This is a genomic window from Cupriavidus sp. HPC(L) (genome assembly GCF_000307735.3).
Classification (GTDB): domain Bacteria; phylum Pseudomonadota; class Gammaproteobacteria; order Burkholderiales; family Burkholderiaceae; genus Cupriavidus.
The window spans coordinates 1-10,858 of sequence record NZ_AMPR02000071.1 but is presented as its reverse complement, the minus strand read 5'-3'; the positions used below and the strand labels follow the sequence as shown (position 1 = coordinate 10,858).

Below are 10,858 nucleotides of genomic sequence, written 5' to 3'. Positions count from 1 at the left end.
AGAGGGCAGCGTATCGAGCCGGGACCTGCCCGGCGCGCGTGCCTCGACGCGGCCGCGCCACGCGCAACTGGCGCAGGCGCCGCCGAATACGCGGCTGGCATCGGCCTACGACGAGCTGATCGACGAAGTCGCGCGCCGGCACGATGTCGCGCCGCATCTGGTCCGGGCGGTGATCAAGGTCGAATCCAATTTCCAGCCGAACGCGCGCTCGCCAAAGGGCGCGGTCGGCCTGATGCAGGTGATGCCCGCGACCGGGCGACGCTTCGGCGCCGCCGATCTGCGCGATCCGCGCAGCAATCTGAGCGCCGGCACGCAGTATCTGCGCTGGCTGCTGAACCGCTTCGACGAGGACCTGACGCTCGCGCTGGCCGCCTACAACGCCGGCGAGGGCGCGGTCGAAAAGTATGGCCGCCGCATTCCGCCATTTGCCGAAACGCAAGGCTACGTCAGCAAGGTGCTGGCGCATCTCGGCCTGACAACGGGGACCGAGGCAGCGTCATTGCGAGCGGTTCCGACGGCCGGCGGCGATGTCCGCGGCAACGGTGGCACGACCGACGAAGGCAGCGGCGCCAAGCCGGGCCGCACGGCAAGGGCCGGCGGCAACGACACCGTGGCACGCCAGCAGGCCGATGCGGCGCTGCGCTCCGTGTCGAACTGGCTCGGCGCGGTGCTGACGTCGAGCGCGCGGCCGCCGAGCCGCGCGGCGACGGAGGAGGCGGCGACCGACAGGACGGCGACCGACAGGACGGCGACCGACAGGACGGCGACGGACAGGACGGCGACCGGCAGGGCGGCCACGGTACCGGCCATGGCGGCGGATGCGTCCGTCGACGGGTCGACCTGGACGCGCTTGCCGCTTCCGGTGCCAGTACGCAGGGGACCGGCCTGATGTCGCTGCTGCAAACCATGCCGCCACCACCGCCATCGCCACCATCGCGCTGCACCGGCGCGCGGCTTTCAGGTCATGACCGGATCACGCCGCCGTGGCCCCTACCCGATGATGCATAGATGAACCCGCCGTCCCTTCCCGGCCAACGCGGCGCCAACGCCTGGCTGCGCAAGCTGATGGACTGTCCCAGCGTCGCGGTGATCGCCGCCAATGGGCCCACCGCGCAGATCGAGGTCGGCGGTGTGTCGGCCCACGCGTGGTGGCTCGAGGCGGGACTGTGCGTCGGCCTGCGGCTCGAGCTCGGGGCCGAGCCCGCCGAGGGCTGGCTCGATGACGCGACGCTGTCGCTGGCGGCAACACCGGCCGCGACCGACGACGCGCTGGCGATCGACGGCGAGGCGTGGCTGCTGTGGCATCGCTACGACCACGACATCGAAGCGAGGCAACTGGAAGAACGCCTTGCGCTGCAACTGGCGCTGGCGCGCCGGCTGGCGGAAAGCGCGCAGACGGCGGCGGCCGGACCGGGTTCCGATATTGGAAGATTGATATGAATGCAATGCAGCTGGGCAAGCTGTCGATCGTTGCCGCGACCCTCGCCCTTGCGCTGAAGGCGCAGGCGGCATCGGGCCCGCTGGGCCTGTCTGGCCCGGAGTTCTCCGTGTCTTCGCGCGGCATGAAGGTCGCCGCGCTGCTGCGCGACCTGGGGGCGAACTATGGCGTGCCGGTGATCGTCAGCCCGGACGTCAACGATACCTTCGTCGGCACGATCGAAGGCCGCCAGCCGGAGCGGCTGCTCGACCAGCTGGCGCAGCTGTACAACCTGGCCTGGTATTTCGATGGCCGCGTGCTCTATGCCTACAAGGCCGGCGAGGTCAGGACCGAGGTCGTCACGCCCTCCTATCTCGATGCGAACGAGCTGGCGCAGTATCTGCGCGAGGCCGGCGTGTTCAAGGGCGGTACCTGCTCGGTGCGGCCGGTCAGCAATTTCAATGCGGTCGAGGTGTTCGGCGTGCCGGTCTGCGTGCAGCGGATCGGCAAGCTGGCCAAGGACCTCGACGAGAAGACGCTGAACCAGACCCAGAACAAGGAGGTCGTGCAGGTCTTTCCGCTGCGCTATGCCTCGGCGGTTGACGGCGCGTACACCTACCGCGACCAGCAGGTCGTGATTCCAGGCGTGGTCACCGAGCTGCGGGAAATGGTGCGCAGCCGCGCGATCCCGGCGCCGACCGAAAGCGGGCAGGTGGTGCCGCCGGCCGGCACGCAGCCGACCTTCTCGGCCGACGCGCGCAACAACGCGGTGATCGTGCGCGACCGCAAGGCCAATATCCCGCTGTACGCCGAGCTGATCAGGCAGCTCGATCAGCGGCCGCGGCAGATCGAGATCTCGGTGGCGATCATCGACGTGGACGCCGCCGACATGCGCGAGCTGGGCCTCGATCTCGGCGGCAGCGTCGGCCTGGGCAAGTCGCGCATCAGCTTCAACGCCGGCAATGCCGCGGCCGCCGACGGCACCTTCTCGACGGTGCTGAGCAACACCGCCGACTTTTTCGTCCGCATTAATGCGCTGGAACAGAACTCCAAGGCCAAGGTGCTGTCGCGGCCGTCGGTGGTGACGCTGAACAACGTGCAGGCGGTGCTCGACCGCAACATCACCTTCTACACCAAGCTGCAGGGCAACAAGGTCGCCGAGCTGGCCTCGGTCGCGGCCGGCTCGCTGCTGCGCGTGACCCCGCGCCTGATCGACATGCAAGGAGAGCAGGAGGTAATGCTGACGCTCGATATCCAGGACGGCAGGCAGGAGCCGCCGGCCAACAACATCGAGCAGCTGCCGCAGGTGCGCAATTCCGGCATTGCCACGCAGGCGATCCTGCGGCCGGGCCAGAGCCTGCTGCTCGGCGGTTTCGTCGAGGAGAAGCAGCGCCAGGGCCAACGCAAGATTCCGCTGCTGGGCGACCTGCCGCTGGTCGGCGGCCTGTTCCGCAACGAGACCCGGGAGAACCTGAGCGTCGTGCGGCTGTTCCTGATCAAGGCGGAACCGCACGCCCTCAACTGAAGTGGTCATGAAATACCGATACCAGATCAAGATCCTCAGCGGGCCGCTGTCCGGACGCCGGCTGCGCTTGCCCGAGGGCGAATTCACCATCGGCGGTGCCGATCCCGACCTGGACGCGATGCTCGAAGGCGGTGGCAGTGCGGTGCTCGACTGCACCGAGCAGGGCGTGTTGCTGCGCACCGAGGTGCCCGTATGGATCGAAGGCGTGCCCACCCGGATGGAGCAAGCGCCGTTGCCGCTGGAGAAGGTCGTCGACATCGGTGGCCTTGCGCTGCTGGTCGGCGATGCCGAGCGGGCGCTGCCCGAGCGCAAGGTGCCGCCACGGCGCGACGGTCGCCGCGGCATGGCGGCGACCGTGCTGGCCTACGCCGGCCTGGTGCTGCTGATGTCCGGCAGCGCGGGCGCGGCGATCTGGGCCTACGGGATGCTGCAGCCGGACAGCGCCGTGGTCGATCGCGACGAATGGCTGGCCGAATGGCGCAAGCGCGCGCGGCAGCAGGGCATCGACGTCGCCACCCAGCAGGACGGGCTGACGGTGCTTGGCGGCAGTTGCCTGGATTCGAGTGCGCGCAACGCGCTGGTCGACAAGCTGCGCGAGCACGGCAAGCCGTATCGCGACAACACCTTGTGCCAGGACGAACTGGTGCGCAACGTGCAGGCGGTGCTGAACCTGCATGGATTTGGCGAGGCCCGCGCGCGGCCCGGCCAGGCGGGCGGCACGGTGGTCATCCAGGGCACGATCCACGCCGACGCGCGCTGGCGCCGGGCGGTGTCGATGCTGTCGTCGATGCAGGGCCTGCAGCGGTGGTCGGTCGAGGACCCGGTCGGCGCCAGCGTCAAGACGCTCATCGGCATGCTGCGCGATGCGGGACTGATCGGCCGGCTCAGCGTCGCGCGGGAGAAGGACCTGATCCTGATCACCGGCGTGCTCGACGAGGGCGGACAGCGCAGCCTGTCCGCGGTCACGCACGCGTTCGCCGGCTCCTATCCCGAGGCGCCCAAGGTCATCTTCCAGAACATCCCGACCCGGTCGATTCAGACCGGCATCTTTCCCGCGCCGGTGGTCAGCTTCGGCGGCAGCGGCGAGCTGGCCTTTCTCGATCTGGCCAACGGCACGCGGCTGAAGACCGGCAGCCGGCTGCCGGCCGGCCACGTGATCGTGCATCTGGACCGCAACGGCATCGACCTCGAGCGCGAGGGCGAGCTGATGCATCTACCGCTGGAGCTTTGATGGAACCCGATCCGACCGCCACCCCCGCCGTGTATGGCACCAGCATCGAAGGCCGTCTTGCCGAGGACCGCGACGGCGCGCTGCGCAAGCGGCTACGCGCCGATCTGGCGCGCGCACGCCGGGCCATCGACGCGCAGCTGCTTGAGCCGCAGACGCCGGAGGCCTTCGCCAGGCTGACCGCGCTGCGCGAGGTATGTGCGGCAGGGACACGCACGATCGACAAGATCTGGCGCCGCCTCGCGGAAACGCAAGCGTAGGCGGCGCGTCGGGCTGGCGCACTCGACGGCCAATTCGGCAACGCAGTCGGCAACGCAGTCGGCAACGACTTGGCGCAATACCCGAACGCAAACCAAATGCTTTAGCACCCCGGATTTTTCAATAGATTCATGAAGCCTTGATCCGTAGAGTCACCACAACGGGCTTCGAATGGAGAAGCAAGATGGAAGAAGAGCAATTGTGGAAGCAGGCCGTGGAAACGCTCGAACGTCTGCGCGCGACGCTGCAAAGGGAGATGAACGACTGGGCCGAAATCGAACGGCGCATCGACGATCTGCAGCTGCGGGCGGCCAGGGATCCCAAGGCCGCGCACGAGCTGGCCGCGCTGGCCGCCTTCCTGGAAGCGAGCCGCAACAACGGCGATGACATCCAGGGCCGGATGGAGCAGCTGCAGGCCATGATCAAGGAAATGAACCTGCGCGCCGCGCAGGACCGCCGCGAAATCGAACGCTACAAGCAAAAGGTGTTCGGTGCGGGTGGCGATGAACAACAAACCGCTCCGGTGCCGCCTCGCGCCGAGGGCACGGCGGAAAAGCCCAAGAAACGCGTGCGCCGTTTTGCATGACGAGGCCGTCCTGTCTTGAATCTTGAATATTGAATTGGAGTAGAAAAATGCCTGGACAAATACAAACGCGGCCCAATCCGGAGCTGCTGCTGCAAACCGACGCGCCTGCCAAGGAAGTGCCCCTGACGACCGCCGATCCCGCGCCGTTTGTCGGCGGCCTGCTGGTGCCGCGCAACTACGACACCAAGCCGGTCACCGATTCCGCGTGCTTCGCGATGATGTTCCAGGCGATCGAGAACCAGCGACTCGAAGTCGGCTCGCGCATGGACGAGTACAAGTGGAACAACGAAATGGCGCGCGCGATCGAGAGGCTGAAGAACGCGACCCAGATCGCGATCGACAAGGACATCGGTTCCGATCCGAACAAGACCACCACGTTGCCAAGCGATGTCGCCCGCTACATGTGGGACAACAACCTGCAGATCGACGGCGTCTTTCCCCGCAAATACGCAAGCTTCGAGGAATTCGCGAGCCAGAAATACGCGGCCGCCCAGTTGCGCACTGCCATCGGCAGCCTGGATATCAAGAAGACCGAGTACACCGACATGAACAGCCAGTACATGCAGCAGACCAATATTGCGCTGAGCCTGCTGCAGGTGGTCCAGCAACTGCTGACGTCGCTGATCGACATGGTCAAGCGCATCAAGGAACAGATCACGTCGAAGGTCTGATCGCGCAAGCCAGGGAGAGCACCGTGCAAAGCGTGCTGAAGCAGACAAGCCCATCCGCAGCGGCGTCGGTTGCAGACGCCGGCCTCGTCGACGGCGATTGCGCTCCGGCGCCTGACGAGCCGATCGCAGCGATCGAGCCAAACGAGCCGAACGAGCCGGACGAGCCGAACGAGCCGGACGAGCCGAACGAGCTGGACGACCAGATCGCGGCCCGGCAGGGCGTCGAGCGCTATTTCGCCGAGGGCGGAAGCCTGCGCGCATTGTTCGGGCTCGATGCCGCCGCGCTCGAGGTCCTGTACACGTACGCCTGCCAGCGGTACGAGGCGAACGATCACGAGGGCGCGCGGCAGCTCTTCCTTGCGCTGGCGGCGATCGACCCGCATGGCTACGACTACTGGCTGTCGCTGGGGCTGAGCCTGCAGAAGCTGCATCGGCACGACGAGGCGATCTACTGCTTCACGCGCTGCGCGCAGCTGCGCATGTGGGAGCCGAAGCCGCCCTATCTGGCCGGGATCAGCCTGCAGCTGTGCGGCGACTATCAGAAAGCGGCGCAAGCCTATTCGGCCGCGATCGGGTGGTGCGGGGAGCAGGACGCCTGTCAGGGACTGCGCGGTCTCGCCGAACAATCGTTGCGGTCGTTGCGGGCCTTGCAGCCCGCAACGCCGCTGGCGGCCGAGGACGAAGGTATGGAGGAAGGAAAACAATGATCGGTGCCAATGCACTACAGCCCATTGGGCTGGTTCCCGGCGGGGAGAGGCGGGAACGCCTCGATACGCAGTGGGAGGCGAGCGGACCCGGCCGGACCGGTCCGGTCGGCGGCAGTACGGCCACGCGCGTCACCATGCCGGTGGCTTCGGGGCCGGCGGTCGAGGAGGCCGATCAGGCCGACGAGGTCGCTCGAGCCGCCGCCCTTGCCGCTTCACTGTTGAAGCCACCGCCGGCGGCGCTGCGCGAGGTCGATCGGCGAACCGCCGAGCGCGCCTGGGACAGCGTCATGGATGTGTTGTCCGGCGCGTTCCGTGCCGCGAAGGCGGCTTCGAAGCAGGACGAACAGGGAGTTCAACTGGCGCTGAACGACCTCGGTAGCGCGGCCGAATCGATGCACGCGTTCTATCGGCGCGCGCTGAATCCCGAGGCGGTGCTGATGGAACTGCAGGTCGAGAGCGGCATCTTCACGGCCGAAATGATGAAGGCCAACCTCGACCACACGCTGGCGCTGCGCAAGGAAGAAATGGCGGCGATCGAAGAGAAGCAACGCAAGGAGCAGGAGGCCGCCGAGAAGCAGAAGCAGATGCAGCAGAAGGCCGGCAAAGGGCAGGTGCTGGGGCTGGTGCTGAACTGGGCCATGGCCGCCGCGCAGGTCGTGACCGGCGCGTTGAAGATCGCCACCGGGCAGCCCCAGGGTGCCATCGACCTCGCGGCTGGCCTGGTGGGACTGGCGAAATGCACGCTGCAGACCATCGAGATGGCTCACCCCGAACTCGCCGGCAAGCTTCGCCACCATATCGACGAACTGGCGAAATGGGAAATGGGCTTGAGCGTGGTGGCCGGCCTCGCCAGTGTGGTCTCGGTGGCGAGGATCGCCAAGGCGGCCAACGCGATCCTCGGCACGGCAGCCGGCGAGCTGCTGACCACCGGCGTGGAGCAGGGCGGCAAGCGAATCAGTTCGGTCGGCGTGACGCTGGTCAATGCGATGGAGAAGGGCGGTGACGCCGCCGAGGCCGCATCGCAGCTGGTCAAGAACATCGCGCAGACCCTGGTCGACGATGTCGCCGTGCAGCTGCGCAATTCGCTGCGGGTTGCCGGCGGCAGCCAGAAGCTGGCGGAGGCGTTCGCCAAGTCGTTCACCAACGAGGCGGTGCAGAAATTGGTCGAGCAGTCGCTATGGCAGGCGGCCAAGCAGGTGCGCGGATTGACCACCGAGGTCATCCAGTCCACCTTCATCGACCAGGTCAAGAAGCAGCTGACGCTGGCGACGATGCGCGCGGCGGTCAATTTCACGGCCGCGCTGGAGGCGGCGTCGACGACGGCGCGGGTGGTTGCGCCGGCGGCGCAGCAGATCACCGTCAATGCGCTGCGCATCGAGGGCGCCAACAAGAAGGAAGAGATTGAGCGCGTGATGATCCACGCGATGATGCTGCAGTTCCTGATCGACTTGATAGGCCGGCAGATCAAGGAGAACAAGAACGCGCTCGAACGGATCACCCAGGACCATATCGACAATACCGAGAACATCACCAACGCAATCGGCGAGGTTCGCGACGTGGCACTGCAGGCGGTGACCGCCGGCGTTTGATTGCCGACAGTCGTTCCCTTTTCAAGAAGCGGGCGGTGGCGCCGCATCGGCAGGCCGCCGCCGCCGACATCGCGGAAGCGATTTCACTGATTTCACAGGAGCAGCAACGATGAACATGATCACCAATCCGGCCGGCGTCGCGACGCAGCAGCCGATCGCCGTGCCGCAAGCGCCGGCGGCCAGCAGCGAGACAAAATCGGCCCAGGCCATGATCCTCGAATTCCAGGCGTTGATGAGGAAGCTGTACAACACCTACGTGGAGTGCCATGCGGCGCTCGAGAAGAACGTGGCGGACCTGCAGAAGCTCGCCTACCAACGGGCCATCGAGGCCAAGGACCAGCGCAAGAGCGCCGAGGTGGGCAGCGGCATCACCGGGATCGTCACCGGCGGATTCAGCCTGCTGTGCGGCATCGGCGGCGGCGTGTACGGCGCCAGGAATCCGGCGATGGGTTTCGGCATGGGGGCGGACATGGGATCCCATCTGGGTACCCCGGCCGGCAATATCGGCAATATGGTCGGGCAGATCGTCACCGCCGGCACGCGCGGCAAGGCAGAGGAGGCGCAGATTCATGCCGATCTCGCGCGCAACGTTTCGGACTCGGCGGCGCGCGACTCGGGCAAGGCACGCGACAACGCCGACCAGCACCACGATCAATATCTGCGTGAAGCTGGCCAGCTGACACAGGAAATGATCGCGGCCATCAAGGCCACGGTCGCCCCGCGGTAATCGATCGTGGCCGCACCGAACCATTCCGACAGCGAATCGCCGCGGGCCGCGGCCGTCGTGCCGGCAGACCCGGTCACCGGCTTTCTGCTGTCGCGCGGCCTGCAGACCGTCATGGCCTATCTCGGCGAGTCGGCGTTCGAACTCGGGCGCCGGGTGCGGTTTGGCGGCCTGGATCTGATCTACCGCTTCGAGCAGGGCACCTTGTTGATCTGCGATATCGCGGCGTACGACGTCGCGGCGTACGGCGGGCCCGGCATATCGAGTTCGTCGGATTCGCCGTATTCGCCGTATTCGCCGGCTCCGCCGAGCGCCGCAGGCGACGTCGGCGGCGCGATGCGCGCGCTGGTATCGCTGATCCATGCGATCGAGCGATCGGTGCCGGAGGTCCAGACGGTCGAAGGGCTGGTGCCGTTGATGGAGGGCAAAGCGGGCGGAGGCGATGGGGGCGATCGGGGCGATGGGGGCGATCGGGGCGATCGCGGCGATGTCGACGAGCAGCAGCTTGGGCGGCGGTTGCTGTCGCTCTATCGCAAGCTCGGCGCGCAATGCTGGCCGGACGGCGATGCTGGCATGGTGCGGGTTCGCTATCGCATGCGGGGCGGCCAACGGCAAGGGCGGCCGGCACAGCCGTGATGCCGCATGACGCTACGGCGCAGCCCGGTCCGGGCGGCATGGCCCGGGCCGTGGCTGCCGAATCGGCCCGATCAGATGTCGATCAGGCCGAGCCGCCGCGCCCATTTGGACAGGTCGGCGACGTGATGGGCGTCGAGCTTGCGCATCAGGTTCATCCGATGCGTTTCGACGGTCTTCAGGCTGATCGACAGGCGCTCGGCGACACGCCGGTTGGTGTGTCCCTCGGCGACCAGCTTCAGTATCTGACGCTCGCGCGGCGTCAGGCCCGCGGCGGCCACCTGGCTGCCGTCGTTCCCGTCGGCGCGGCGCATCGCGTCGACCTGTTCGAGATCGATGTCGGGATCGAGATAGGCCATGTCCTGCCGCACCGCATGCAGCGCCGCCATCAGCTTTTCCAGGTTGCTGCGCTTGAGCACGTAGGCGTGGGCGCCGGCGCGCAGCGCGGCCGCCGCCCGGTTCTCCGAATGCAGGCCGGCCAGTACCACGACCCGGATGCTCGGCCATCTGCGGCGAATCGTCGCAATGGCATCGACGCCGTCGAGCGAGCGCAATTGGAGGTCCATCAGAATCAGATCGGGATGGAGCTGCAGGCAGGCATGGACGGCGCCGTGGCCGTCCGAGGCTTCGCCGACGATATCGACGGTCGGGTCGGCCTTGGTCAGCAGGGACTTCAGGCCCTCGCGCATCACGGCGTGATCGTCGACAAGGACCACCCGCGTCGCGGGCAGGTGCGCGGCAATGGGGCGGCGCGCCGACTGCACCAGCCGAGGCAGTACGGCGAGGCTGTTCAACGTTGGGATAGTCATGTGTTGCTCCGAAGACGATGCCGGAATCCGAGTCGCGTCCGATGCCAGGTGTTGGCTCGATGGCCCTCGGTTCAGGATGGCGCCAGTCTAGGTAGCGACAATGAGCAATAAATGATGGAACGATGAGATGGAAATGAGGGCCGCCGATCGGCAGCATCGACACCCGGTATCGAGTTCGATCGATGCCATGGATCGAGGTGTGAACGACGCCACTGGAGCGCGACATGAACAGACTGGATGGATTTGACCGCCTGCTGGCGGAGTTCGGCGAATCGATCGGGATTCCCGAAATGGCGTTCGACGAGGATGGCCTGTGCCATATCCGCGTCGACGAGGAGTACCCGATCACCTTCCGCCGCGATGACGACAACCACAATCTGGTGCTGGTCGGATTGATCGCCGAGGAACTGCCGCAGCGGCTCGGCCGTGAACTGGTCGGCGAGATGCTGGCCACCGGGGTTGAACCGCTGCGCGACCACGGCGCGGCGCTCGGGCTGGAGCCGCAGTCCGGCACGCTGATCCTGCATCAGACGATGCCGCTGGCGAAGATCGACCGCACGGTACTGGAGACGATGCTGGGGAACTTCATCCTGATGCAGAAGGACTGGTCGGCGCGGATCGCCGGTGCGGATGCCGACGGCGCGGAGGCGGAACCGGCCGGCCAGGCCGGAACCCGAGCAGGCCACGCACTGCCGGCCGGTCCGTTGGCAG

Annotated in this window: 13 protein-coding genes; 12 read left to right on the top strand and 1 reads right to left on the bottom strand. The window is 66.9% G+C overall.

Annotated elements, in window-relative coordinates; translation table 11 throughout:
* The 11 genes from B551_RS27325 to B551_RS05875 all read left to right on the top strand — a co-directional run.
* The coding region (locus B551_RS27325; protein ID WP_052511274.1) for a lytic transglycosylase domain-containing protein at positions 1 to 889 on the top strand (889 nt) is incomplete at its 5' end.
* A gap of 119 nt (positions 890 to 1,008) precedes the next feature.
* Positions 1,009 to 1,440: a hypothetical protein gene (locus B551_RS05920; protein WP_006577082.1), complete on the top strand. Its 432-nt coding sequence runs from the start codon at positions 1,009 to 1,011 to the stop codon at positions 1,438 to 1,440.
* The gene (locus B551_RS05915) at positions 1,437 to 2,942 is read left to right on the top strand and encodes an EscC/YscC/HrcC family type III secretion system outer membrane ring protein (protein WP_006577083.1); all 1,506 of its coding nucleotides are present in this window, start codon (positions 1,437 to 1,439) and stop codon (positions 2,940 to 2,942) included. The genes B551_RS05920 and B551_RS05915 overlap by 4 nt, the downstream gene beginning before the upstream one ends.
* Before the next feature lie 7 nt (positions 2,943 to 2,949).
* Entirely contained in the window at positions 2,950 to 4,173 is a 1,224-nt protein-coding gene (gene sctD / locus B551_RS05910) for a type III secretion system inner membrane ring subunit SctD (RefSeq protein ID WP_006577084.1), read from the top strand.
* Positions 4,173 to 4,430, top strand: a complete 258-nt coding sequence (locus B551_RS05905) for an EscE/YscE/SsaE family type III secretion system needle protein co-chaperone (RefSeq protein ID WP_006577085.1) — start codon at positions 4,173 to 4,175, stop codon at positions 4,428 to 4,430. The genes sctD and B551_RS05905 overlap by 1 nt, the downstream gene beginning before the upstream one ends.
* Before the next feature lie 212 nt (positions 4,431 to 4,642).
* Positions 4,643 to 5,014: a hypothetical protein gene (locus B551_RS05900; protein ID WP_157071917.1), complete on the top strand. Its 372-nt coding sequence runs from the start codon at positions 4,643 to 4,645 to the stop codon at positions 5,012 to 5,014.
* A 47-nt stretch (positions 5,015 to 5,061) separates the two neighbouring features.
* A complete protein-coding gene (locus B551_RS05895) occupies positions 5,062 to 5,685 on the top strand; it encodes a hypothetical protein (protein WP_006577087.1) in 624 nt (207 codons plus the stop codon).
* Between the two features lie 23 nt (positions 5,686 to 5,708).
* Positions 5,709 to 6,392, top strand: coding sequence for a SycD/LcrH family type III secretion system chaperone (locus B551_RS25095; protein ID WP_006577088.1), 684 nt, complete (start codon positions 5,709 to 5,711; stop codon positions 6,390 to 6,392).
* Between the two features lie 134 nt (positions 6,393 to 6,526).
* On the top strand, positions 6,527 to 7,981 hold the full coding sequence (gene sctE / locus B551_RS05885) for a type III secretion system translocon subunit SctE (protein WP_023263663.1): 1,455 nt from the start codon (positions 6,527 to 6,529) through the stop codon (positions 7,979 to 7,981).
* A 109-nt stretch (positions 7,982 to 8,090) separates the two neighbouring features.
* Entirely contained in the window at positions 8,091 to 8,708 is a 618-nt protein-coding gene (locus tag B551_RS05880; protein ID WP_006577090.1) for a hypothetical protein, read from the top strand.
* Positions 8,709 to 8,714: 6 nt separating this feature from the next.
* The gene (locus tag B551_RS05875) at positions 8,715 to 9,341 is read left to right on the top strand and encodes a secretion protein (RefSeq protein WP_023263662.1); all 627 of its coding nucleotides are present in this window, start codon (positions 8,715 to 8,717) and stop codon (positions 9,339 to 9,341) included.
* Between the two features lie 71 nt (positions 9,342 to 9,412).
* Here B551_RS05875 and B551_RS05870 read toward each other — a convergent pair whose 3' ends face one another.
* Positions 9,413 to 10,147, bottom strand: a complete 735-nt coding sequence (locus tag B551_RS05870) for a response regulator (protein WP_156526583.1) — start codon at positions 10,145 to 10,147, stop codon at positions 9,413 to 9,415.
* Positions 10,148 to 10,371: 224 nt separating this feature from the next.
* Between B551_RS05870 and B551_RS05865 the strand changes: the two genes are divergently transcribed.
* A partial coding sequence (locus B551_RS05865) for a type III secretion system chaperone (protein WP_023263661.1) occupies positions 10,372 to 10,858 on the top strand: 487 nt, incomplete at its 3' end.